The sequence below is a fragment of the Streptococcus caprae genome (assembly GCF_042649745.1).
Taxonomy (GTDB): Bacteria; Bacillota; Bacilli; order Lactobacillales; family Streptococcaceae; genus Streptococcus; species Streptococcus caprae.
The window spans coordinates 1-25375 of sequence record NZ_JBHRZV010000011.1; the positions used below are offsets into that span (position 1 = coordinate 1).

25 protein-coding genes and 2 pseudogenes are annotated in these 25375 nt (G+C 38.3%); 2 read left to right on the plus strand and 25 right to left on the minus strand.

The features are described 5' to 3' along the window. Positions 1-362: 362 nt before the first annotated feature. Positions 363-1562, plus strand: a pseudogene (locus ACFORF_RS01970) (ISL3 family transposase). Here ACFORF_RS01970 and ACFORF_RS01975 read toward each other — a convergent pair. The 17 genes and pseudogenes from ACFORF_RS01975 to cpsA form a co-directional block, all read right to left on the minus strand. Further along, positions 1559-1972: pseudogene (locus tag ACFORF_RS01975) on the minus strand (UDP binding domain-containing protein); the annotation flags it as partial. The pseudogenes ACFORF_RS01970 and ACFORF_RS01975 overlap by 4 nt on opposite strands. Before the next feature lie 23 nt (positions 1973-1995). Continuing rightward, on the minus strand, positions 1996-3159 hold the full coding sequence (locus tag ACFORF_RS01980; protein ID WP_380424912.1) for a polysaccharide pyruvyl transferase family protein: 1164 nt from the start codon (positions 3157-3159) through the stop codon (positions 1996-1998). Then, positions 3156-4553, minus strand: coding sequence for a lipopolysaccharide biosynthesis protein (locus ACFORF_RS01985; RefSeq protein WP_380424914.1), 1398 nt, complete (start codon positions 4551-4553; stop codon positions 3156-3158). Before ACFORF_RS01985 ends, ACFORF_RS01980 begins: the two co-directional genes overlap by 4 nt. Continuing rightward, positions 4553-5776, minus strand: coding sequence for an O-antigen polymerase (locus ACFORF_RS01990; RefSeq protein WP_380424917.1), 1224 nt, complete (start codon positions 5774-5776; stop codon positions 4553-4555). The genes ACFORF_RS01985 and ACFORF_RS01990 overlap by 1 nt, the downstream gene beginning before the upstream one ends. A 3-nt stretch (positions 5777-5779) precedes the next feature. Continuing rightward, on the minus strand, positions 5780-6706 hold the full coding sequence (locus tag ACFORF_RS01995; protein WP_380424920.1) for a glycosyltransferase family 2 protein: 927 nt from the start codon (positions 6704-6706) through the stop codon (positions 5780-5782). A 4-nt stretch (positions 6707-6710) separates the two neighbouring features. Next, entirely contained in the window at positions 6711-7481 is a 771-nt protein-coding gene (locus ACFORF_RS02000) for a glycosyltransferase family 32 protein (protein WP_380424923.1), read from the minus strand. A gap of 13 nt (positions 7482-7494) precedes the next feature. Further along, positions 7495-8316 (minus strand): glycosyltransferase, encoded by an 822-nt coding sequence (locus tag ACFORF_RS02005; protein ID WP_380424925.1) that lies wholly within the window; start codon positions 8314-8316, stop codon positions 7495-7497. Next, complete coding sequence (locus ACFORF_RS02010) at positions 8313-9167, minus strand: NAD-dependent epimerase/dehydratase family protein (protein ID WP_380424928.1); 855 nt, start codon at positions 9165-9167, stop codon at positions 8313-8315. Before ACFORF_RS02010 ends, ACFORF_RS02005 begins: the two co-directional genes overlap by 4 nt. Then, positions 9164-9775 (minus strand): sugar transferase, encoded by a 612-nt coding sequence (locus ACFORF_RS02015; RefSeq protein ID WP_380424931.1) that lies wholly within the window; start codon positions 9773-9775, stop codon positions 9164-9166. The genes ACFORF_RS02010 and ACFORF_RS02015 overlap by 4 nt, the downstream gene beginning before the upstream one ends. Then, positions 9759-10232 (minus strand): Fic family protein, encoded by a 474-nt coding sequence (locus ACFORF_RS02020; protein WP_380424933.1) that lies wholly within the window; start codon positions 10230-10232, stop codon positions 9759-9761. Before ACFORF_RS02020 ends, ACFORF_RS02015 begins: the two co-directional genes overlap by 17 nt. A 59-nt stretch (positions 10233-10291) precedes the next feature. Continuing rightward, positions 10292-10555 (minus strand): hypothetical protein, encoded by a 264-nt coding sequence (locus ACFORF_RS02025; RefSeq protein ID WP_380424935.1) that lies wholly within the window; start codon positions 10553-10555, stop codon positions 10292-10294. Between the two features lies 1 nt (position 10556). After that, positions 10557-12350, minus strand: coding sequence for a polysaccharide biosynthesis protein (locus ACFORF_RS02030; RefSeq protein ID WP_380424965.1), 1794 nt, complete (start codon positions 12348-12350; stop codon positions 10557-10559). A gap of 35 nt (positions 12351-12385) precedes the next feature. Next, complete coding sequence (gene glf / locus ACFORF_RS02035; RefSeq protein WP_380424937.1) at positions 12386-13495, minus strand: UDP-galactopyranose mutase; 1110 nt, start codon at positions 13493-13495, stop codon at positions 12386-12388. Positions 13496-13509: 14 nt separating this feature from the next. Next, entirely contained in the window at positions 13510-14238 is a 729-nt protein-coding gene (locus ACFORF_RS02040) for a tyrosine-protein kinase (protein ID WP_380424940.1), read from the minus strand. A gap of 9 nt (positions 14239-14247) precedes the next feature. Next, a complete protein-coding gene (locus ACFORF_RS02045; RefSeq protein ID WP_380424942.1) occupies positions 14248-14940 on the minus strand; it encodes a Wzz/FepE/Etk N-terminal domain-containing protein in 693 nt (230 codons plus the stop codon). 12 nt (positions 14941-14952) lie between these two features. Further along, entirely contained in the window at positions 14953-15684 is a 732-nt protein-coding gene (cps4B, locus tag ACFORF_RS02050) for a capsular polysaccharide biosynthesis protein Cps4B (RefSeq protein WP_380424944.1), read from the minus strand. After that, positions 15685-17163: an LCP family glycopolymer transferase CpsA gene (gene cpsA / locus ACFORF_RS02055; protein ID WP_380424946.1), complete on the minus strand. Its 1479-nt coding sequence runs from the start codon at positions 17161-17163 to the stop codon at positions 15685-15687. Between the two features lie 375 nt (positions 17164-17538). Here cpsA and ACFORF_RS02060 point away from each other — a divergent pair, with 375 nt between their 5' ends. Continuing rightward, on the plus strand, positions 17539-18453 hold the full coding sequence (locus ACFORF_RS02060) for a LysR family transcriptional regulator (protein ID WP_380424948.1): 915 nt from the start codon (positions 17539-17541) through the stop codon (positions 18451-18453). A 102-nt stretch (positions 18454-18555) separates the two neighbouring features. On the opposite strand, the gene ACFORF_RS02065 is transcribed toward ACFORF_RS02060, so the two are convergent. From ACFORF_RS02065 to rpiA, 8 genes are all read right to left on the minus strand, one after another. Beyond that, positions 18556-19329: a LytR family transcriptional regulator gene (locus tag ACFORF_RS02065; protein ID WP_380424951.1), complete on the minus strand. Its 774-nt coding sequence runs from the start codon at positions 19327-19329 to the stop codon at positions 18556-18558. Positions 19330-19473: 144 nt separating this feature from the next. Beyond that, the gene (locus ACFORF_RS02070; protein ID WP_380424953.1) at positions 19474-19938 is read right to left on the minus strand and encodes a hypothetical protein; all 465 of its coding nucleotides are present in this window, start codon (positions 19936-19938) and stop codon (positions 19474-19476) included. A gap of 193 nt (positions 19939-20131) precedes the next feature. Beyond that, on the minus strand, positions 20132-20842 hold the full coding sequence (deoD, locus tag ACFORF_RS02075; protein ID WP_380424967.1) for a purine-nucleoside phosphorylase: 711 nt from the start codon (positions 20840-20842) through the stop codon (positions 20132-20134). A gap of 462 nt (positions 20843-21304) precedes the next feature. Beyond that, positions 21305-22009, minus strand: a complete 705-nt coding sequence (locus tag ACFORF_RS02080; protein ID WP_380424955.1) for a LemA family protein — start codon at positions 22007-22009, stop codon at positions 21305-21307. A gap of 10 nt (positions 22010-22019) precedes the next feature. Further along, the gene (locus tag ACFORF_RS02085; protein WP_380424956.1) at positions 22020-22829 is read right to left on the minus strand and encodes a purine-nucleoside phosphorylase; all 810 of its coding nucleotides are present in this window, start codon (positions 22827-22829) and stop codon (positions 22020-22022) included. Between the two features lie 12 nt (positions 22830-22841). Beyond that, on the minus strand, positions 22842-23183 hold the full coding sequence (locus ACFORF_RS02090; protein WP_380424959.1) for an ArsC/Spx/MgsR family protein: 342 nt from the start codon (positions 23181-23183) through the stop codon (positions 22842-22844). Between the two features lie 37 nt (positions 23184-23220). After that, complete coding sequence (locus tag ACFORF_RS02095) at positions 23221-24432, minus strand: phosphopentomutase (RefSeq protein WP_380424961.1); 1212 nt, start codon at positions 24430-24432, stop codon at positions 23221-23223. Position 24433: 1 nt separating this feature from the next. Next, positions 24434-25114, minus strand: a complete 681-nt coding sequence (gene rpiA, locus ACFORF_RS02100; RefSeq protein WP_380424963.1) for a ribose-5-phosphate isomerase RpiA — start codon at positions 25112-25114, stop codon at positions 24434-24436. Between the last annotated feature and the right edge of the window lie 261 nt (positions 25115-25375).

Sequence of the window (25375 nt, forward strand, 5' to 3'; positions counted from 1 at the left end):
ACTCGTATTTTCATTGCCATAAACATAAAACGAGAGAAGACAAGTCCTGTCCTCTCTCGGTGTTAAATTGGTCAACCCACTACAGTTGACAAAGAGCCGATTTTGTGTCTAACTTTTGGGGTGCAGTTCATTTTTGGGGCTCTATAATTTCTGTAGTGGGTAATTCCACTGGAGAGATTATAGGGCTTTTTGTGTGTACAAAAAAGTCTCATATGACTTATAACGAAAAGCGACGAAACAACTCATTAGAAAGACTCATATGGAATAAAGACGTAGTCAATGGAGTGACTACTTCTTCCTAAGCCCAAAAATAGAAAAGCGAGGATTTTATCATAAACATCTTGGAAATCTGAGACCCAAATATAACTCTCTTGGATGTTAAAGGTACAGGAACGCATAAAGAATTCTTGACTAAGTTGAACTATTCAGCTCCAAAATGCCATAGGTGTCAGGAGCAAATAGCTAAATATGAATTCCAAAAAAAGAATCAAAAATTCTTTATCTAGAATGTAATAGCTATAAGACATTGATTCGGTTGTCTAAACGTCGCTTCAAATGCAAATCGTGTGGGAAAATGACAGTAGCTGAGACATCTCTAGTCCCTAAACATCATCAAATTCCAACCATCCGCAAACAGAAGGTCACTCAACTTCTCATCGAAAAGGTCTCCATGACCACAATCACTGATAGATTAGCCATCTCAACATCGACCGTCATTCGAAAACTAAACGAGTTCCAGTTCAAAACAGATCTCACCTGGCTGTCAGAAACGATGTCTTGGGACTCGAACAGTCTGGGAATAGACTGTTTGAGGTGCGAGCCTTGAAATGAAAAAGCGAGCAATACCTTCAAGAAAGGGAAGATGAGCTTCATCGCTCAGGATTTCGACTCGCTCAAGGTCATTGCTATCCTTGATGGACTCACGCAAGCAACCATTCGGAATCATTTTCTTCGCTATCCTAGACAGGTCAGAAATCACGTCAAAATCATCACTATGGACATGTTTAGTCCTTATTATCAGCTGGCCAAACCCTTCGCTCTCTCGTTTTCAAGCTCAGGCTAAAACAGTCTTACTCCAACACATGAGTCGCGCTATGAATCGCCTGCGTATCCAAATCATGAAGCAGTTTGATCGAAAGTCGCATGAATACAAGGCACTCAAACGATACTGGTAGTTAATCCAACAAGATAGTCGTAAACTTAGCGATAAGCGCTTTTATCGCCCAACTTTTCGTATGCACTTAACCAACCAAGAAATCCTTGAAAAACTTCTCTCATTCTCGAAAGAGCTACGAGAACATTACGAACTCTATCAATTACTACTATTTTACTTTCAAGAGAAACAGGCCGAGCATTTCTTTGACCTGATACAGGAGACACTGCCAAATTTGAATCCTATCTTTCAGACGATCTTTAAAACCTTTATAAAAGATAAGGATAAGATTATCAATGCCTTAGAACTTCCATACTCAAACACTAAATTAGAGGAAACTAACAACATCATCCAGGTCATTTTTAAATTAAGATGTTTAAGAAAGGTTAATTTAAGAGCTGAATCCTAATCACGCCCAAATAAATCGCGTGTGTAAACCTTAGTTGAAATATCATCCAATATAGTATCATATCGATTTGCAACAATGGCCTGAGAACGAGATTTAAAGTGTTCCAAATCATTCACCACTTCGCTACCAAAGAAAGTTGTACCATTTTCAAGGGTTGGTTCAAAAATAATGACCTTAGCACCTTTGGCCTTAATCCGCTTCATGACCCCTTGAATCGAAGACTGGCGGAAATTATCCGAATTTGACTTCATGGTCAAACGGTAAATCCCAATCACGACTTCTGCAGCTACTTCCTCTGTGTAATTTGCTAATTGTAAAATACGATCTGCAATAAAATCCTTACGAGTACGGTTGCTATCTACGATAGCAGACATCATATTCTGTGGAACATCTTGGTAGTTACCTATAACTAAAAGAGCTGACAAAGCTATTGCTACTGAATCTCTTTCAATGGAAGTCTAGAAAGAATTTGTAATTTTTCTTGATTAATACTGATTAAGTTCTCTTTTATAATATCTAGCTTATCATCAACTAATTTCATCTTTTTGTAAACATCTTCTGAAGTTAATACCTCTTGTAAGTTCAAGTAAGATTCCATTGAATTAGTATACTTACACACCTCTTTCATTTTATTCTCATAAGCAAGCGCCACAAACGGAACTGCGTTCTTTGCCGCGAGTACAATACTATGGTATCTCATCCCAACAACAAATCTTTTTGAAGCCAAGGCCAAGTCATATTCATCAGATGTATTAACATCTTTTCTAAAAATAAGAGACTCTTTAAGCATACCATTGTCTTCAAGAGCACGGATAACCTCCTGGATATATTCCGTTTCATCCTGCTGACCTGTATGTGGAATCAACTCAATTTCATATTCATTTTCAATACAATATTGAGCAATACCTGGCACAATATTCTCAATCACTTCTTGGCTCATATTGCGTCCTGTAAATTCTGGATGCCACTCCAAAAGCGTAACCACCAGACCAATCCGTTTCGGGTCTCTTTCCATAATGATAGGCTGTTCAGAAAATGCTGTATCTACTCCCAGCTCCGATTTTACCTGAATAGATTTTAAATAATCAACACTTCTCTGCTCTCTGACATATACTTTTGATTTTCTTAACACGAGCTTAGCAAGAAAATCAAACAAGATATTACCACTTGCATTAATTGTATTCAAACAGAAAACAGGTGTTTTATTCTCAGAAATGACGAATAATAGTCTTAATAAGAATGCCCAATCTTTATAGATACCTAAACTAGCTCCACAAGGTGTAACATAGATGACATCCGCTTCAGAAATAGTTCGAGCCATTTCCCTCATCGTTTCGTTTGCAAAACTTAACCTACGTAAAACGGTTTTTCTTAGCAAAAGGTAACGTAAAATACCTAATTTGCCAATTTTCTTTAATCGTAGTTCTTCATTTCTATGGAGGATTTTTGGGTGATCTATATCTAATTTATTAGCTGAATTATAGATGATATCAATTTGGTCAATTTTTGGTTTCCCCAATAAATTTCTAACTAGCGCAGTCCCTGCAGCTTCATCTCCTCTATTTTCACAATATTGATTGATTACAATAACTTTCATGATTTCCTCCTTTTCAATTTTTCTATAACTTTACTGTATAAAAATTGATTCGTATAGATAAAGTATGCAATAGTAATAAACAAAACAGATGTTCGAACTATGATATAATCTATCAAAATACTACATAATGACACACCAAGTAAAGCAATAGAAAAAATAGTAATTTTAACTATAATTTTCTTCATTTCAAAGTACGTTTTCAATTTTAGAATTCTAAATAAGAATAGAAATATGTAACTTAATAATGTTGATATAGCTGCCGCCATTAAACCAAATTTTTGAATTAATAAAAAGTTAACTACCAAATTAATAATCGCTGCATTAACGGTGGTCAAGCCGTTCGTTTTAGTATCCTTATTTCCTAGCAAAATTCCACCTGCATATTGCCCCAAATTTAAAAATACAGTAGAGAGGATCAACACAGGAACAATATTCATCCCGCTACTGTAGCTTTCTTCAATAAATAAATCATATATAAAACGTGTTGATGCAACAACAACATAAGCACCCGCAAACAAAAATGAAAACAAATGATTAAATGTTGTAGAATAAAATTCCTTTTTAGCCTCATAGCTATCTGACGAAGAGACGATCGCACTTTGCTGCCAAGAAAGATTGAAAACACTATAAAAAACAGTCATTAAAGTTGGTATCTTAGTACTAACAGCATATATCCCATTAAAATCACTACCCCAAAAATAGTTAATCAAGGTTCTATCAGAAACACTGGTAATCCACCATGAAATTGCATTGGGTAGTAATGGAAAAGAATACTGCAGTAATTGCTTAAAAATTTTTTTATCTAAATCTCTTATAGAAAACTGTTTCAATGGTTGAACAAATACTAAAACAGATAATCCAATTAAAAAATATGCTGTTCCGAATGCGAATAGTATGCCATCAACTCCCATATGACACACATGGACAAAAACATACGATAATATGACTGTGAGTAAACCACTAACAATATTTGCTAGCGAATAGTGTTTTAAACTATTAATGCCTCGTAAATATTCAGTTGTAAAGATTTGAAAAGAATAACCAATCGTGCAATAAATAAATGATAATTGATATTCAAAAGAAAAAAAGATACTTGTTATCACAAAAAAGAGAAAAGAGCTTACCACAATGTATACAAAACTATTTTTAAAATACAATTCCGCATTCTCTTTGCTTTCAAGACTGTATCGTAGAACAGCTTGCTCTAATTGTAAGGTTATCACAGGTACAAATAATGAAATATAACTGAAAAGTAAGTCGTAGTCTCCATATTCTGATGCCGTTAACCACAGAGTTAACAAGGGCACTAAAAGAAAGGAAAGGGCTTTCGTAAAAAGACTTCCTATCCCGATGACAATAGTGTTCAAGAACAATTCTTTTCTTCTATCAACCATCATAACCTCCTAAATACAAATTCTATCTGTAGTATCAGACCAATCAGGATTGACACGATTAAATTCAATATTGTTACTTTTGAAGTAAATACATTGGAAAAGAAAGAAGTAAAAATGGCTACCGTGGAAGCAGCGTATAAGAAAAAACTAATAAAGTTTTTATTAACTTTAAATCTCCTGTAACAAACTCCTGACCACAATCCACAAAAGTAGGTACAAATAATCATCCAAATGATACCACCATCTTGCGCAAAATCTTGAAACATGGTTCCAGTAGTTAGAGAATTTATTTTTAATAAACTTTTCCACTCTTCAACATATGCTAATAACGATTGTGGGTAAAGACTCTCTAAATGTAAGATATCAATAAAAGCAGAAAATGTTCTTAAACCAAATAATGTGTGTGTCTCGCTATTTAAAAAATTAAATAGATTCTCGTAATTAAAAGCAACATATAGATATGGTTGTGTTAAAAAACTTAACTTTTCTGGAGTAACCATTCTATACCCTAATTGCATCGCCTGTAAAGAAACTCCATACATATCCTCATAGACAAATTCAAACAACAAGGCAAACAAAAACACTATAACGAGGGATAGTTTTATTAATGTAGAAATTTTAATTTGTTTTTTATACGAATGCCTAGCTACAATGTATAAAATAATCATATAAATAATTTGGAATTTATTTGATAGCAAAACAGCTAAAATAAAAATTGATACAGAATAAATCCAGAAAAATGATTTTAAGGCATTCTTATTAAACCTATCAAACATCAATAAAGCAAAGAATGAAGACTGTAAAATTACAATTGTTCCCCATCCTGAAATAAAGTATTCCGCTCTATTACCTTTACTAAGTGCAGGAGGTAAACCCAATTTATTCACCATCATAGCGAATGAAACCATAATGGCTAACCAAAATATAAAGGAAATTGTCTTCATTGTGCTAGGAAAATAATGAATATCCAACTCCGTGTTTGGTTGCTTAAAAACGACAGAGCTTTTATTACCCAAATAAAACATAAAAATCATTAGCAAGATTAATACGCTAAACCATAGCGGGTAAACACTTTGTAGTAAAGAAAGCCTAAGAGTGGAAATAAAATAGGTTCCTAAGATAAGTAATGAAAAAATAGTAGACGGGTTTAATATATCTACTTTTTTATTAAATACAATACTCAAAACATAACCTAATAATATGAGACCAATTACTATTACCATCTATTAGTTTATCTCCTGTAATATCTGAAGGGACTGAAATGTTTTATTTATTTGTTGCTCACGATCAGATTTATGATAAAGCAACTTCAACAAAGCTAGACGAATCTGATAAGCTAAAATCATATTCTGATGAGTCTTTTGAGACTCTGTCTTGCTATAAAATTTATCTACAAAAATAAATGTATTCTCAAACAATTTTTTTTGTTTGTTATAATTTATATTTTTTGCTTCACTAGCTCCACCGATATGAATCAAAGAAATGTGCGGCAAGTACAAGACTTTTTTATGTAAGATTACATCTATTTTTTTACATAGATCCATATCCTCTGTGTACATAAAATATTCTGTCGAAAATCCCTCAATTTGTTTTGCCTCTGAAGTTCTCATAATCATCTCAGCTCCAATTACCCAATCTGGATAGTAGGGTTTTTCAGCCTGATAATGGTTTGGGAAAAATTTTTTTCGCAATCCTTTAGGTAAAAATGCCCCAACATGTAGAATCTCAGTAAACAAAGAACGACTATTTGCAAAGTTAAAACAAGATGCTTGATGACTTCCATCTGGATTTTTGAGATGACAAGCAACCAAGCCAATCTCTAGGTCAGTCTCTAATTTATCAAGGGAGGGAGTAACAATATCTTCCGTTAGAATAACATCAGGATTCAAATAGCACAGATACTCTGTATCTACAAATTCCAATGCCAAATTATTTCCCTTTGCAAAGCCCAAATTCTCTTCGCTAGCAATCACTTTAACTTCTGGATATACATTTGAAATCAGCTCAGCTGTTTTGTCTGAAGAACAATTATCCACTACAATAACTTTAAAATTACTTGGTGAAAATTGTTTTATAGAATCCAAACAAGTAATTATTTCATCGCTACTATTCCACGTTACAATAATATAAGTAATATCCTTCTTATTTGTCAAACTACTATCCTTCCCACCAATTTATCTCCGATTGAATTTTTTCAATATCTCTTTTTGAAATTTTCAATACTCTTTGATTTAAATACCAGTTTGGTATCAAACGTTTCAGCAACTGTTTCCACTTATTCCCAGTCCCTAGCCACGAAGCAGTATAGTGATGTATTGTATAAGTGTTTTTTGTAATCTGTAGTTGCTTTGTATCAGCATTTAACGGATTGAAATACTCTTGTGGATACACTTTCATTCCATCCAAACATTGTATCTGTTGACTAGGTATCTTACCAATTTTCAATCCCTTTTGTAGGAGGCCAACTGTATTAGTAGCTGGACAAGGAACACGATTGAATGTACCGTCTGATTGTAAAAAACGTCTATTCTTATACACATCTAACATGGCCTTAACACAAGGATTGTTTGGTGCTGCTGCAAATCCCAAACCAGTTTGTGCTTGTAGTTGATTTTGAAAACCGATAAAACCCACTCCATCTTCAATTAATGGAGTTAAGTCTTTGATAACTTCAACATCTGTATCAAGATAGACGCCGCCATAATGATACAAAATATAAAGTCTGGCATAATCAGATACAAATGCCCATTGCTTCGCTTCATAAGCCTCCCTACAGTAATCATTGATTGTGAAATCGAAGTTTGATTCATCCCATCTTTTTATGTCGTAATCTGGACAATATTTTTTCCAAGATTCCATGTATTGAAGATAGTTTTCTGGAATGGGGTTGCCACCAAACCAGCAGTAATGTATTACTTTAGGTATCATTAAAAATTATTCCTTAACTGTGTAAAAATGTATAGACAAATTTTCTTAGTCTATTTGGTAGTATACAAACAAGCGCATGAGGTAGTGTACCTGATATATAGTCAAAAGTTCCAATCCATTTAATCTGCAACAGCCAATAATTGAAAGCAAGAAGATTTTTCGCATAAGAAACCCCTCCTCTACGTTCGTACATATCTATCGGAGTTCTCATATAAACCAAGGTTTCTTTTAAATTACTGACTCTGTTACCTTGACGAAGGATACGAACCCATAAGTAATAATCCTCGAATAAATTAAACCGTTCATCGTAACCTCCTGCTGCTTCAACTGCTTGTTTTCTAAACATGACAGCTGGGTGATTGAAAGGATTTCTTTTCTTAGAAAATGTGATAATGTCCCGATATTGACTTGGAACCTTTCTTTTACCTATAATATGCATGGTGTTTACGTGAAATTGTTCTACGACTCCACTCAAAAGTGAGAGAGACTCATCCTTTTCAAATTCTTGAAGTTGTAATTCACATCTATTTAGTAGACAAATATCATCCGAATCCATTCTTGCAACTAAATCATTTCGACAAAGACTTAACCCAATGTTCAACGCATTCCCTAAACCTTGATTTTCTTTGAGCTTATGAACCCTTAAAATTTCACCAAAAGATGTTTTCATCTCGTCAATAACATTGTCTAAATCACTTGTTAGTGGGCCGTCACAAACTAAAACGAAATCATTTGTTGGAATCGTCTGGTGCAATATACTTTCCATTGCCTCACGCAAGAAAAGTGGCTTTTCTTTATGGTAAACAGACATTAAAACTGAATAATGTTGCGTCATCTTATTTCCTTTTTCTCAGATAATACAAGGGAGCTTTTGAAATCATATATATCATAGTTGAACTCATACTTGGATAGTGATTGATCATAGACAAGATTAGAAAACATTTTTTTAAATGGCTTCACAACATAAAACAGATTGACCAAGTGCTGCGATAACTTAATTTGCAAAGTTTTTTTTCCGTGAATATTTCGAATTTCTTGGAACATTTCTGAAGTGCAAATATATTCACTATTCTGAGGAAAAAACAATCCTGAAGCACTGTAAGCAATAACCTTTTTTACAAATTCACATAAATTACCAATGAAAATCATGCTTCTTTGATTGTTCACCTTTATAAAGAAAGGAAGAACTGATGCTAATTTCGATAGACGTCTATAATTTCCTACAGCATCTGGCCCATACACCATAGGTGGACGTAAAATAGCAATTTTGAATGTCTCCGACTCTATTAGTCTCAACATCTTTTCAGCTTCTAATTTTGACTTACCATACAATGATGATGGAATCGTTTCAGTGTCCTTTGATATAACCTCATCTTGGTCACTATATACACTCATACTACTCAAAAATATAAATTGTGCTACACCTGAATTTTTTGCTTTTTTAGCAATTTTTAGAGGTAAATCACGGTTTACTATAGAATACAGTTCTGAACTTACATTCTTTTCATTTTTATGCACAATAGCTGCAACATGAAAAATAATATCAAAATTTGAAAAATCAAATACTTCCCATTTGTCCGTGCGAACATCTAACTCTTCGACAATAAATTCTGAATCCATCGCAACATAATTCATGAACGAACGTCCAATATAACTATTTGCGCCTGTAATTAAAACACGCTTCATAGCTTATTTTCACCTTTTTTCTGTCCAGTACCACCTTCAACGACACCATCACTTTTCGCAACACTGATAAATGTCCCTAGGAAACATCTTACATCCATTAAGAAATTCATATGTCTTACATAGTAACCATCTAGTTGCGCCTTGACATCAATTTCAAGTTCATCTCGCCCATTGATTTGAGCCCAACCCGTCAAGCCTGGACGAATACCATTCGCACCATACTTGTCGCGCTCGTCAATGAGATCATATTGATTCCATAGAGCTGGCCGAGGCCCCACTATAGCCATTTCACCTTTAAAGATATTAAATAACTGAGGTAGTTCATCAAGACTGGTCTTCCTCAAGAACGCTCCTACTTTAGTAATCATAGCAGTTGGATCTTTTAATAGGTGTGTTGGCATATCAGCAGGAGCATCAACGTACATACTTCTAAACTTATAAATCATAAAATGAGATTTGTCTTTTCCAACACGTTTTTGCTTAAAGAATACCGGTCCTTTTGAGTCTAACTTAATCAAAATGGCAATCAAGATCAAAATCGGACTCAGTATGATAATGGCACTCCCTGAGATGATAATAGCTAAAATTCGTTTAATAACTGGATACATTTTCACTCCTATTATGCAATTCCAACACTATATTTTTTAATTTTATTGTTTTTACTGATAAATTCACTATATTAAGTCGAACTATCCTAAAGTAGCGTAAATACTCTTTAAAGCGGTCTTGTGCCATCAGACAGGTTTCTGTCAAATAACCGTTGATATCTCCCCATTCTTTTAATCCGCGATAATAGAAATATTTCAAATCATCACTAATAATAAACGGAACAATCTCATGGTTTAAACACTCTTTGAGCATAATCAGACGGCCAACACGGCCATTCCCATCTTGAAAGGGATGGATGCGTTCAAACTGGACGTGAAAATCTAAAATGTGCTCAAGCGCAACCACTTGCTGTTGCTGATAATGCTTGAGCAGAGACACCATCTCCTGTTTAACGTCTTTAGGAAGCCTCGTTTCTCGTCCGCCTACTTCGTTAGGTATTTGTTTATAATCACCCAACTTAAACCATGATTTTCAGGCATCTGATGTCCCTTGCTTTAGCAAGCGATGCACTTCCTTTATCCAATCCTCAGATAGTTCTTGCTCTGCTGTATCAATAAGGTAGTCAAATGATTGGTAGTCTCAATGATGTCATCTACATTAAGACTGCTATTTGAATTTATACCTAAGGTATCAGTCTCGTAGATATAACGGGTCTGTTCTTCTGATAATTGGCTACCTTCAATGCGATTTGAATTATAAGTCATCTCAATCTGCACCTTATGGTAAAGGCCACCTTTGGAATGACTAGTCTTCTCTTGCCTTATATAATCTAATAGCATTTTACTCCTGTCTTGCAAATTCAATCAATGATTTTTTCAATTCAGACTCTGTCATATCTGATAGACGACTGATATAATTCAAAACCTCTTCAGGTGATTTTGTCGTTACCCTACCAACAAATATTTTTTCATAAACCTGCTTACTAACACGCTCCTCAGTAGATAGGAGTTCTTCATATAGTTTTTCTCCAGGACGAATTCCTGATTCTACAATTGGAATTTGTTTGGTTGTGTATCCACTAAGCTTAATCACCTTTTCAGCTAAATCTTTAATGAGAACAGGTTCACCCATATCTAGCACAAAAATTTCTCCCCCTTTGGCAAGAAAGCCAGCTTGAATCACTAGGCGACTCGCTTCTGGGATTGTCATGAAATAACGCGTCATTCGAAAATCTGTGACCGTAACAGGTCCACCTTTGGCAACTTGGTCTTTAAAGACAGGAACTACACTACCACGGCTTCCAAGAACATTTCCAAAACGAACCGCAGCAAACTGTGTTTTACCTTCTTCGTTCAGACCTGTTACAATCATTTCTGCGACACGCTTAGTAGCACCCATAACATTTGGTGGATTAACGGCTTTATCCGTTGACACCATGACAAACTTAGGAACTCCTGCTGCTTTGGCAGCTTCGGCAACATTTTTTGTCCCAAAAATATTGTTTTTCACAGCTTCTTTTGGATTGTATTCCATTAATGGAACATGCTTATGGGCAGCTGCATGATAAACTACATCTGGTTTATATTGGGCCATTAACTCAAAAATTAAAGGCCTGTCTTGAATATCCGCTATGATTGGGATAATTTCTATTGATTTATCATAAAGATTAGTTAGCTCTCTGTGAATTAGGTAAATAGAATTTTCCCCGTGTCCAACCAAGAGTAATTTTTGAGGTGTCAGTTTTGAAACTTGTCGACAAATTTCAGAGCCAATTGATCCTCCCGCACCAGTAACAAGGATCGTTTTCCCAGAAAAATATTCCGATAATTGACTTTGATCCAATTCAACTTCGTCACGCCCCAAAAGATCTACAACATCAATTTCTCGTAATTGTTTCGACGAAGCACGGCCAAGAATCATATCCTCGACACTCGGCATGTTAAAAACAGGAATAGGAATTGAATTACAGATATCCACGATTTGTTCTCTAGCTTCACCAGACAATGAAGGGATTGCTATAATCACCTCTTCAATCTGAAAGTCTTGAACTATTTTTGGAATATCAAAACGTGTTCCTAAAACTTTTTTTCCCAATAAATAAGTGTTTTTCTTATTAAGGTCGGAGTCAACCAAGCCAACAATGTCTAAATCTGATGAGTCTTTAGTGACCGTTTTAATAAAGATTTCAGCTCCTTGTCCTGCTCCGACTACAAGAACTTTCTTACTCTTGATAGAAGACTTAGAAGAAGAATACTCATAAAGTAATCGCCAAGAAAAGCGTGATCCTATGATCAGTATAGTCGAGAAAACAAAGCCCAAAAACAATAGCCGACGATTAACTGAATCAAACTTTAATTGATTAACAACAAAGGTAAAAAAATAAGCAAAGGTTGTTGTTACTAAAATTCTAAAGGAAACTTTGTCGTCTGTAAAACGATTGATAACCGAATAAATTTTCGTAAAAAAAGAAACTGAGAGAAAGCTTACAAGTAAAGAAATAAGCGACAAGAAATATCTTGATTGTTGTAACTGCTCATCATATTCCTTGATAAAATAGAAACTCATGAGTAATGAAAAACTTAAAATAGCACAATCTAATACTATTAATATAGCACGCTTATAGTTTCGTTTCATCTTCTTCATAATCTCCCTTTTGTAGTCTTAAATATTCAATAGCCTAATTCTTTTCTCACACACTGTAAGGCTGCTGCAATAACCTGGTGCATATCGTAGTAACGATATTGTCCAAGACGACCACCAAAGATAACGTTTCCTTGCTCCTCTGCCTTAGCTTTATAGGCCTTGTAAAGGTGGTTGTTGCGATCGTTATTAACTGGATAATAAGGTTCATCACCTTTTTCCCAAGTCTTAGAGTGTTCTTTCGTAATAATTGTTTTAGGTTGTTTACCATACTCAAAATGCTTATGCTCAATGATACGGGTATATGGCGTTTTTGCATCAGTGTAGTTAACAACAGCATTCCCTTGATAGTTTTCCATATCAAGTGTCTCTGTTTCAAAGCGAAGTGAGCGGTACTCTAACTCACCTAATTCATAATCAAAGAACTCGTCAATCATACCAGTGAAGACAATCTTAGGATAAGTTGCCAGGTATTCTTCTTTATGAGCAAAGAAATCAACACCTGTCTCAACATCAATATTATCATGGTCAAGCATTTTTTCAACGATTTGCGTATAACCACCAATTGGAATTCCGTGGTAAGTATCATTGAAATAGTTGTTATCGTATGTCAGACGTACTGGCAAACGACGGATGATGAAGGCAGGAAGTTCTGTACATGCCTTGCCCCATTGTTTTTCAGTATAGTCCTTAATCAACTTTTCATAGATATCTGTACCCACTAAAGAAATGGCTTGCTCTTCCAAGTTTTCAGGTGTTTTACCACCAAGAATTGCCTTTTGTTCCTCAATCTTAGCCTGAGCTTCAGCTGGTGTTACCACGCCCCAAAGTTTATTAAAGGTGTTCATATTAAAGGGAAGGTTGTAGATTTCTCCCTTATAGTTTGCGACTGGTGAGTTCGTATAACGGTTAAACTCTGCAAACTGATTGACATAGTCCCAAATTTCTTTGTCTGATGTATGGAAGATATGGGCACCGTACTCATGCACCTGGATACCTTCTACTTCTTTCGTATAAATGTTCCCCGCGATGTGGTCCCGTTTTTCAATGACCTTCACTTTTTTTCCTTTGAGAGCTGCCTCATGCGCAAAAATTGCTCCAAACAAACCAGCACCAACTACTAAATAATCGTATGACAAATTTAAACTCTTCGTTATTTCTTTTTCTTCTTGTTTTTTGACTTTTTCTTACCATACTCTCCATATTGACCATAACCACCGTAGGCACCATATGATCCATATGCATCAAGTGTAGCATCAAATTTATTCAAAATGACTCCAAGGAATTGGGCACCAGCCTGCTCCATCTGCTCATGAGCACGTTGGAGAAAGCGACTTTTAATAGTACCTGCTTCTGTTACGATGATAGAGGCATCACAATTTTGAGCAATAATTGCAGCATCAATAACGAGTCCGATTGGTGGTGAATCAATGATAACATAATCAAATAGATCTTTTACCGTATTGATAAGAGTAAGGAAATTCTGATTTTGAAGTAGGTTAGTTGGATTTGGTGGTACTTGTCCTGAAGGAATAACCATCAAATTTTCAACGTTGGTATCACAGATAACTTCAGACAACTCTGCATTACCAGATAAGAAAGCTGTAAGTCCCTTAACTTTCCCGGTTGCCTTAAAACTTCCAGACATGACAGAATTCCGTGTATCTGCATCGATTAAGAGTGTACGATAACCTGTATGAGCAAAGGAGGCAGATAAACTAATAGAGGTTGTTGATTTTCCTTCACCTGGTTGAACTGAAGTAAGGACGATCGTTTTTATACTGGAACCAGAAAATTGGATATTGGTACGGATTGAGTTGAGATACTCTTCCGCTTTTTTGATTTCTTCTGTACGTGTTCTAACTAATTCTAACTGTACCATTTCACTCTCCTATAATTTATCAATATCTGGAATAACACCGAGCATCGTCAAACCAAGAACTTCTTCAATATCTTCAGGGCGTTTGATGCGATCATCTAAGACTTCCTTGATTAAAATAGCAACAACTGTCAGAAACCCACCGATAAGAATTCCAAGAATCGTATTCCGCTTCACATTTGGACTTGAAGGTTCCGTTGGTACTTCTGCCACTTCAAGAGTAGTGACTTCCTCAACCTTTGTGACTTCTTTGATTTTTTCTGAAGCTTCCTCACGGATTGAATTTGCTACTAAAGCAGCGCGCTCTGGGGAATCATCTTCTACCGTAATAGAAATGACACGCGTATCCGTTGGAATAGAAACAGATACTTGGCTTGTTAAGTCATCCACTGTCGTATCCAAACCATTGTCAGCAATAACATTTGCCATCACATCTTTAGAAAGGATGATTTCTTGGTAGTCACGAACCAGATAAGAACCTGCTTGTAAATCCTGGCTGGTTAATGAGTTGTTGGTTGAATTTTGGTTAACAACGTAAAGTCTTGTTGTTGATGAGTAAGCTGGACTAAGCAAGAAGAGACTAGCCACAAGCGATAAAGTTCCAAAAATAAGGGCAATCAAGGTAATCAAAAACTTCTTAGACCAAAGCTTTCGCAATAACATCAAGACGTCAATTTCTACTTGAGCATTTCTAGTTGTATTCATAGGTTCTCCTCTTTATAATAATTGATTTTTTAGTAAAGTTAGAGCATTTTCTCTAAAGAGTCGTTCCGCCCTTGATTGGCCATAGGCACTCTCAATAAGTTCATAGGCCTGAGCCATAAAAGGGGGACGTTTATCAGTATTATGCATATCCGATGAAACAATGTGGACCAAATTTTCGTCGAGAAAATAGTGAGCTCGTTTTTTAAAGACTTTTAAAGAATCTCCAAAAAATTTAGCCTTTGTGACATGAACAGAATTAATCTGAGTATAGCAACCCATATTAATGATTTCTTTCACGCGCTTTTTATCAAACTCTAGTGCATTATAGCGTTCAATATGGGCTACGATTGGGGTAATGCCTAACAAAAGGATATTTTGTAAAGCTGAGTGAATTTCTTTCCAAGGAGTTGCCATGGAAAACTCTATGAGGGCAAATTGGGTGCCGTTCATGGTTGGTATTTTTTTCTGAGTTAACTTATCAAGAATATCACGAGTATAGTAGATTTCAGCACCAAAAAGCAGTTGTAAATCTGGAAAAAGTTTCTTAGCTTCTGCCTTTACTGTTTTAAAATTAGCTTGGATAATTTCTTCAGGAGTTTCAAACATCCCTTTACGACGGTGGGAAGTCGCTACGATAATGCGTGTGCCTTGATCATAGGCAACTTTTAAAAGGGCTAAACTCTCATCTAAAGACTTTGGGCCATCGTCCACGCCAAAAATAATATGAGAATGGATATCAATCATCTAATTACCGTCCTCTACCGCCTGAATAGCAGCTTTAGCTGTATTGAGGCTGTTTTCATCGATACTAAGCATATAAAGACTAGCTGACGGCATCGCATAAGAGGTTAATTGTCCGGTCGAGCCAGTGCCAGTTATTGCTTGTGAGGTAATCACGTAATTACCACCAGATTCGATTTGGTCATTGGCCAAATTCATCATCGTTTCCAACGACATATCAGTTTGAACAGAAGACCCAAGATGATTAATAATTGTTGTGAAACTACTGATAGAGTTAAATGAGGTCATTTTATCAATGATGGCTTTGATGACCTTCATTTGGTTGTTAGCTCGGTCAGCATCACCGTTAGCCAAACTATAGCGTTCACGAACAAAAGCCAAAGCCCCTGCTGAATCGAGTGTCACGTTACCAACTTCAAAAGTATAGTCTTTATTAGTATGAGCAGTAAAGGCTTGGTCGTTATAAACTTCTACTCCACCTAGCTGATCAATCAAGTTAATGAAGCTCGTAAAGTTCACTTTAACGTAATAATTAATATCAATACCATAGAGATTTTCCAAGGTTTGAATAGAGGAATCAACGCCATAGATACCCGCGTGGGTCAGTTTATCGTACTGGTTGTTACCACCACCTGCAATCGGAACATAGGAGTCCCGAGGTGTCGTTGTCATCAAAATTTTCTTTGTTTTACGATTCACTGTCAAGATGATGTTCACATCTGAACGTGAAGTTGTTGAGATTGAACCGTAAGTATCAATTCCTGAGATATAGATATTGAGAACATCACCGTCCTCTTGTTTAGCATCTTCAGTCGTACTTTGCTTTGTTGTGGTGATGGTATAACTATATATTTCACGTAAGTTGCTAGCATAATCCGAGTGAACATCCTCAAGTAAGGACTCATAGGAAGAACTAAGCACCATCGCTTGACCTTGTCCAGCCATTAGGGACTCATAAGCTGTCAGGTAAGAATCCGTTGACTCCAGTGAGAGTGTAAGCCCCTTTGTCGTAGATAGTTGACTAATCAACTGATCGATACTCTCTTGATCTAGCGTCGTCGGAGCTAGTACAGATGACACTTCACTGATATCTTGAACGCTTGAAGATACTGGAACCATTACAGACATTTTCACTTCTGAAAACATAGCTGTGCCATTGACACGATTGGCTAAATCAACGGCAGAACGCACTCCAACAAGTCCAAGTGCAGAAACCAGTGTAAATATAACTAAAAGAACAGTGGTTGTTTTTTTAGCCTTTTTTGTAACAATACAGATAAGTGTCAAAAGAAAGTTAACTGCTAAAGCAATAGCGAAAATCAAATTAAGGTGCCAAAAACCGGCGATATTATAGGCAAAAAGAAAAAAGACCAATAGAGCACTTACAATAGTAAAAATTGTAAGTAGAGTAAGGTTCAGAAGAGAAAATCCTGAATTTTGCTTCTTGGAACTTTTCCGGTATTTTGACGAACGCTGGTTCATTGATAACTCCTATTTGCTAATAATTCTTATAAATCTACTTCTATAGTATACCTAAATTTTTACTTAAAAACAATCTTATTTGACCTTTTTGTAATCAATTTAAGAAAGCCATCTTTATTTTTTTCAAAAAAAAATAAATTAAATACACTTTTTGAAAATTTTCATTTATTTTTTAAAGCAGTATGACTTAGCAAAGCCATTATAGAAAGAGTTCAGAAATGAGATTTTTAAACCGATAACTATTTTGAGAAAAGAGCGAAAAAGAATACTAAAGCTTTCATTGCAGCTGTTGTTATCTGTATTTACCGATTTATCAGCTCTGCTATTGGTAAGCTCAGCCGTGATTTAGCAAAGATTTTATGCTAAAATAAAGCTATGAGAATCCAACAATTACACTACATTATTAAAATCGTTGAGACAGGCTCCATGAACGAAGCGGCCAAGCAACTCTTCATCACCCAGCCCAGCCTCTCTAACGCCGTCAGAGACTTGGAAAATGAATTGGGTATTGATATTTTCATCCGCAACCCAAAAGGAATTACCCTGACCAAAGATGGTGTAGAATTCCTTTCTTATGCCCGTCAGGTGGTTGAGCAAACCAATCTGCTTGAAGAACGCTATAAGAACAAGTCTAATCCCCGTCAGCTCTTCTCTGTCTCAGCCCAACACTACGCCTTTGTGGTCAATGCCTTCGTCTCGCTCCTCAAGGGAGCTGACATGAGTCAGTACGAGCTCTTCTTACGGGAGACACGGACCTGGGAAATCATTGATGACGTCAAAAACTTTAGGTCGGAAATTGGAGTGCTCTTCCTCAACTCCTACAACCGCGATGTTCTCACCAAGATGTTTGAAGATAATCGACTTATCTATACTAGCCTTTTTAAGGCCAGTCCTCATGTCTTTGTCAGCAAGACAAATCCTCTGGCAACACGTGACAAGGTGACCCTGGCTGACTTGGAAGAGTTTCCTTACCTGTCCTATGATCAAGGGACACACAATTCCTTCTATTTCTCTGAGGAGATTTTATCCCAATACAGCCACAAGAAGTCCATTGTCGTTTCTGACCGGGCTACTCTTTTTAACCTGATGATTGGTCTGGATGGCTATACCCTGGCGACAGGTATCCTCAACTCCAACCTGAACGGTGACAATATTGTCTCTATACCACTGGATGTTGATGATGAGATTGAAATCATCTACCTCAAACATGAAAAAGCCAATCTCTCAAAGATGGGAGAGCGGTTCATTGACTACCTCCTAGAAGAAGTCAAGTTTGATAAAATTGAATAGCTTAAAAAGTTGACACCCATATCTTTGAGATGGGTGTCAACTTTTGGATTTTCTTTAGTTTTTATGCTGTCTACTCATTCAGATTTCTTAAGTATAAACACATTAGGCTTCAAGCAGTTTTTGTAGGACCTGATTGACCTGGTCGCAGAGAAAGGGTTTCGCTGGATAGATGATTCCAGCATGGCGAGCTAGAGCTATCAATTTATCCAAGAAGTCTTGAGAGGAGAACTTGGTCGTCCGGTGAAGTTCTTGTTCGTCAAAAGGGCGAATGAGGTGGGCTAAGGGGTTACGGATAGACTTCTCTAATTGGCGGAGTTCTCGAATGATTTGCTTGACCTCAGATGGCAGTTGCGTGAGCGTCAGCAACTCCATCAGACTGGTTGAGGTGAGGCGTGGATCGTGCCATTTTTTGGCAAAATCTTGGAGGGCCTGGGGACTTTCTGGGGTGATTTGCTCAAACTTCCAAGTGTCATACTTATCATCCTTAGTATCATGGATATAGGCATCTAGCTCTGCTATTTCTCCCTTGGCCAAGCGCATGAAGAGGCGATAGATAATGGGGCTCACGCCGCGGACGAAGTTGAGGATGTCGTGATTGCGGAGCTGGCTCTCTAGCACCATGAGGTAGTTAGCCTCCTGCTCCTTGTCTGGAGGATTATAGGCCAATTTAAGGCCATAGGTTTCCGAGAAATGAGCTGTCTGCTCCAAGGAAGGCTGAATGTTGAGTTCCATCCGCTCCTTCATGATCTGAAGCAAGTTTCGGTAATCAGGATGAAGGTCATCCATCTTTTCCGCCAAAATAGAAGCCTGATGGTAGGCATAAATGGAGGTCAGGACCTCTAGATGGTAGACTTGATGGTTGCGAGATTCGGTCATAAAGGCTCCTTTCTCGGGCTAAGGGAGGCAGAATCAAAAATGTTTTAAAAGAAATTCCAAAATAAACGACAGCTCGCCCTCAACTTTTCACTTGCGTATTTCAGGATACAGAAAATCAAGAGTCCTCATCAAATCAACACTATCCTAATCCGTTAAACGATTAATCTCTTCGAGGATAAAGCTCTGCCATTTTTCCAACTGATTAGAAGGCTCGCTCAGACTCATCCCATGAAGGTAATAGCTGAGCTGGTCCAGCTGATTAAGCCAGAGACTGAAAAAATTTGTGTCACTAGCAGTAAGTTCAGGGCTAGTCTGTGGATGCTGAATGGTGATGGTCAGTTCAGAGTCTTTACAGACGAAGGTTAGATGAGCTTGCTTCCATTCTACCATAAGCTTGCTCCTATCCTCCTCTACAAAAATTGGAAAAGACGTTCTCGAGTGTCCTGTATCAAACTCCCAACTCATCTGTTGGATGCTGAGTTGGGGGAACCAGGTTTGAAGACCTGAGGATGTCGCCAGTAAATCCCAGACTTCCTCTGGTAAAACAGTATAGGAAAGACAGACTGATAAATTCCATATCCCATCTCTTGATGAAAACACAGCACCCATGGATGTCCTCTCCTTAATTTTATTTGACGCATAAAACAATTATAGCAAGTTTCCGAATTTCTTGCTGAATTGAACCCTTAGGGTTATAGCACAATATTATGGGCTTTCGCTCGTACTACATTATGGATGTGAAGCTGTTTTAGGAGTATCAGAGAGATACAGAAAAAGCTAGGACCGACCTAGCTTTTAATATTTATTCAGCAATCAAGGTCTCAAGACCAACCTTCATCATGTCGGTGAAGGTGTTTTGGCGTTCTTCTGCCGTTGTGTCTTCTTCTGGGTGAACCAAGCTATCTGAAATCGTCATGATTCCAAGAGCCTGCACACCGTGTTGCGCTGCCAGGTAGTAAAGGGCTGCCGTTTCCATTTCGATGGCTTTGACACCGAGCTCGCCTAGCTTCATGTTGCGCTCAGGCATGTTGGAGTAAAAGACATCTGACGACAAAACGCTGCCGACGTGGGTTGTAAGCCCTAACTCTTTTGCGATGTGGTAGGCCTTGTCCAACAAGCCAAAGTCTGCGATTTGTGGGAAATCATACTCTGGGAAGTCGTTGCGGATAATATTTGAGTTGGTCGCTGCGGCCTGGGCCAAGACCAGTTCACGTACGTGAACGTCTGGGTCAATCGAACCAGCTGTTCCCACACGGATGAGGCGTTTCACGCCGTAGTCAACGATAAGCTCACGAGCATAGATAGAGATGGATGGCATCCCCATCCCGGTCCCCATAACAGAGACACGGTGGCCCTTATAGGTCCCAGTGTAGCCAAACATGTTGCGGACTTCGTTGAAGCACACAGCATCTTCAAGGAAGTTCTCCGCAATGAACTTGGCACGAAGCGGATCTCCAGGCAGGAGAATTTTATCAGCGATATCGCCTTGAGCGGCGGAAATGTGGATTGACATAATTAAGATACCAAGCCCGTCAAAAATCCGACTTGAAAATAGGCGACGGCCAGAAAATCCTGATTTTCTAGGACGGCGGTCTTTTTCACAAGGATTTCGGGCGGGTTCAATTCCTTTCTTCAAATATAAATAGATAATACGAAAGAGAGCAAGCTTTCCGCTCGTGTTCAAATCAGATGAACAGACTCTCTTTCATTTCTTTAAGATATATAATTGCTTTGAAAGTAATGGAGAGACACCGTCAAAATAGGAAACTGACGATGTATCCTTGGATACAAGACAGTTTATCTTTTTCACACAGTTCTCCGTCCGAATTCAGTTAGAAGAATTCGGCGTTCATTCCTTTCTTGTTTTATACTGAGAAAGTCCGTAGCTCGAGTTCAAATGTGCGAAACTCGGAATCCTCTTCTTTCTTTGATGATGTTAGATGATAGTAAATTTCGACCTTTACTTTAAGCTTGCTTACATATACGGTTGCTCTGTAAACCCAAAAATCTTTCTGAAGAATGCCAAAGGCAAGGCATAGATAGATCTGTTGTAGCGAGATACCGTTTCATTATGGTAAAGACGCTGGTTAGTCACCATAGCTGTCGCTTCTTTTATCTCAGCCATCAAGGCTTCTAAACTATGATTAGCAGTCCCCTTGGTATCACGCTCAATACGTTCAACTAATTTTGTAACTTTCTCTGAAACCTGAGAAATATTTTCATGATGACCTAAAGATGTGGATTGATTTGACAATTTTTTCTTGGTTTGATAATGCTGGTTATCCGTTCCATCTGAAGTAGCATGATCAGAATTTTTTTCCTCTTCAACTAGCTCAGAAAAGGTCTGTTTGACAGACATTTTCAATTCATGGTCCATCATCTTATCTGTTACATCTTGCAACTGCGTTAACAATTGCTTGACATGATCTTCTTTTATCGAAATGGCGTAAAAAGACGAGTTAATTTCTTCTTTGAAATTAATGACTTTCGTGTATTGCATAATAAAACTAATCACACAATAAGTAACAATCGCCAATACAACAGAAGCACCACTAAAGGGCTCATAATCCATCTCATTAGGGTCAGGTTCCAAAGCTGCAAAAATAATTAACCAAAAAATTGTCAACATAGCCATCAGGCCCAACGCTTTCAAGACCTGAAACCATGGTTTATTTGTCATACACTCTCTCCTACAACTCTGCCAAGATTGCCTTAACTAGCGCTTTGAAATCACCCTTGATTTGTTGGGTAACAGCGACAACTTCTTCGTGATTGAGTTCTGACTGAAAACCTGCCGCAAAGTTAGTAATAGCTGAAATTCCCAAGACTTTGAGTCCAGAGTGGGCTGCTACAATGACTTCTGGAACAGTTGACATGCCAACCACGTGAGCGCCCATGGTCTTGAAGGCGCGGATTTCTGCAGGCGTTTCGTAACAAGGTCCTGTCACACCAAGGTAGACACCTTCGTCAAGCTTGATGTTCAATTTTTCTGCAACCGCAAAAGCTTTTTCACGATAGGCCTTGGTGTAGGCATCCGACATATCAGGGAAGCGTGGCCCAAAGTCCTCTAGGTTTTCGCCAATCAACGGATTTTGACCTGTCATGTTGATATGGTCAGAAATCGCCATCAGAGTCCCTGGCCCGTAGCCGATTCCACCGGCTGCATTGGTCACAATCACACCCTCACAGCCCAAGGCTTTCATGACGCGGACTGGGAAGGTCACCACATCCAGGTGATTGCCCTCGTAGAAGTGGAAACGTCCTTGCAGGGCTATGACCTTGCGACCAGCCAAGTTACCATAAACCAGTTTTCCAGCGTGTCCAACTACTGTTGACTGGCCCCAGTTGGGAATGTCAGCGTAATCAATGATAATCGCATTTTCAACTTCTTCTGCCAATTCACCTAGTCCAGATCCTAAAATCAGACCAAATGCTGGCTCTGTCATGCCTTTATCACGCAAAAAATCACGTGTTTCATAAATTTTTTCCAGTAATGTCATATATTTCTCCTTTTATGATGTCATCAATTCCCATACCCGTTCTGGAGGACGACAGATGAGAGAGCCCTTAGCTGTTGTGACAATAGGCCGTTGAATGAGACTTGGGTATTGTACCAAGGTCTCATAAATAGCTTGGTCTGTCAGTTCTGCTGGCAGGTTCAATTCTCGGTAGAGTTTATCAGTTTTTCTTATCAAATCTTGAGCAGGTAGTCCTAGATTTTTTAGGTCATCGACAGTCGGAACATTTTCTAGATAATTGACAACCCGCAGGTCATAACCAGCCTCTTCGATTAGTTCCAAGACCTTGTTGGACTTGCTACAAGATTGGTTGTGGTAAATGGTAATATCTGTCATAATCTCTCCCAAACTGGTAAAGAAATCTGCTCTGCTATTAGACCAACGATCCCAAAAAGCTTTCTCCAATCATGGCCTTGTCAACCCCAAAGTTCTCTGCAATCGTCGCTGAGATGTCTGCAAAATGTCCCTGTGGCAAGATGCCAGATCCTGTCAAAGAAGGGCTATAAGCCAAGAGCGGAATGTACTCACGGGTATGGTCCGTTCCAACATAGGTTGGGTCATTACCATGGTCAGCTGTGATAAGGAGCAGGTCACGCTCGCCCATCGCTACCATAATCTCAGGCAATCGAGCATCAAACTCCTGCAAGGCATCCCGGTAGCCTGCCGTATCACGACGGTGCCCAAAAAGGGCATCAAAGTCAACCAAGTTTGTAAAGGAGAATCCTGTCACAAATTCAGGATCTTTCATAGTTTGAATCAGGACATCCACACCATGCATGTTGGACTTAGTGTGACCCTGATCGTGATTAATTCCCGCACCGTTGAAAATGTCATTAATCTTACCAACTGAATAGGTGGCAATACCAGCTTCATTTAGCTTGTCAAGAACAGTCGGTGCAAATGGCGACACCGCATAATCATGGCGGTTAGCCGTACGGGTGAAGTTGCCGGGGGTACCCACATAGGGACGGGCAATAATCCGACCGAGCAGGGCAGGACGTTCCAGAGTGATTGAACGGGCATACTCACAGATACGGTAAAGCTCATCTAGCGGAATGATGTCTTCGTGGGCGGCAATTTGTAGAACTGGATCCGCAGAGGTGTAAACAATCAGCTCACCGGTCTCCATCTGACGAGGACCAAAATCATCAATAACCGCTGTTCCAGAATAAGGCTTATTAGCCTCACGTATAATCTTTCGGCCTGAAAATTCTTCGATTTTAACCAAGATTTCTTCTGGGAAACCATCCCAGAAGGTGTCAAAAGGCTCAGTGATGTTGAGGCCCATGATTTCCCAGTGACCGGTCATAGTGTCCTTACCAAGCGACACTTCTTCTAGCTTAGTCACGTAGCCTGTTGGATTTTCTTCTGCAGGAACGGTTGCTAGAGCTGTGCTACGTGGAATATTGCCCAAACCAAGTTTTGCCATGTGTGGCACGTTAAGGCCAGCAGTTTCAGCAATATGCCCCAGGGTGTCAGACTTGGTGTCGTCCTCACCAGCGTTGAAAAAGTTGATTGCGTCAGGCGCAGCGCCAATCCCAACAGAATCCAATACAATCAAGTGAATACGGTCAAATTTAGCCATCTTACTTCTCCTTTTTTTCTAAAATCGTGATGCCGTCTTTTCCGGCTGAAATCACGGTATCTACCATGTCGTTGAAGAGACCGTGCTCCACAACGCCGACAGTCGTATCAAGCTCTGCCGCCAAGGCAATCGGATCTGGAATTTTTTTCAAATCCAAATCGATGATAAAGTTGCCCATGTCGGTCAGATAACGCTGGCCATCTGCCTCACGGAAGGCTGGGTTGTAGCCTTTTTGAGCAAAATGGCGGAGCAGTTTTTCAGCCCCGTACTGAACGACCTCAACAGGGAGTTTAAAGGCGCCGAGTGTATCAACCAGCTTGCTCTCGTCCACAACCCAAATATAATGATCCGTCGGCACAGCTACGACTTTCTCCATGAGAAGGGCGCCACCGCCACCTTTGATGCCGTTGAAGGCTGGATCTACTTCATCCGCTCCATCCACTGTCACGTCGATACGGTCAATTTTGTCAATGGAGGTCAAGGGGATTCCTAAACCTTCTGCCTGGGCAGTTGTTCGTGATGAAGTTGTTACTCCAAGGACCTTGAGCCCTTCTTCATTGACGCGACGACCGATTTCCTCTACGAAATAATAAGCCGTTGAACCGGTTCCTAGTCCAATGGTCATTCCATCTTTGACGTATTCTGCTGCCTTGATACCTGCTTGTTTTTTGAGTGCTTCCATTTCTACTCCTAAATCTAAGATACAAAAACGAGCTCTGCCATGTTACTTGACAGTTATTTTAACACTTCATTATAGCATAATTTTCTCAGATCAGCGACCCTTCGCCAATCGCTTTTTATAGAATATTTTTGAAATTAGTTTTAAAAATTGGAACCGAAAAAGGGCTCTATAATTTCTGTAGTGGGTAGCTCCCCTGCAGAGATTATGGAGCCTTTTTGAATGTAGAAAAAAAGTCCCATATGACCTATAATGAAAAGCGAT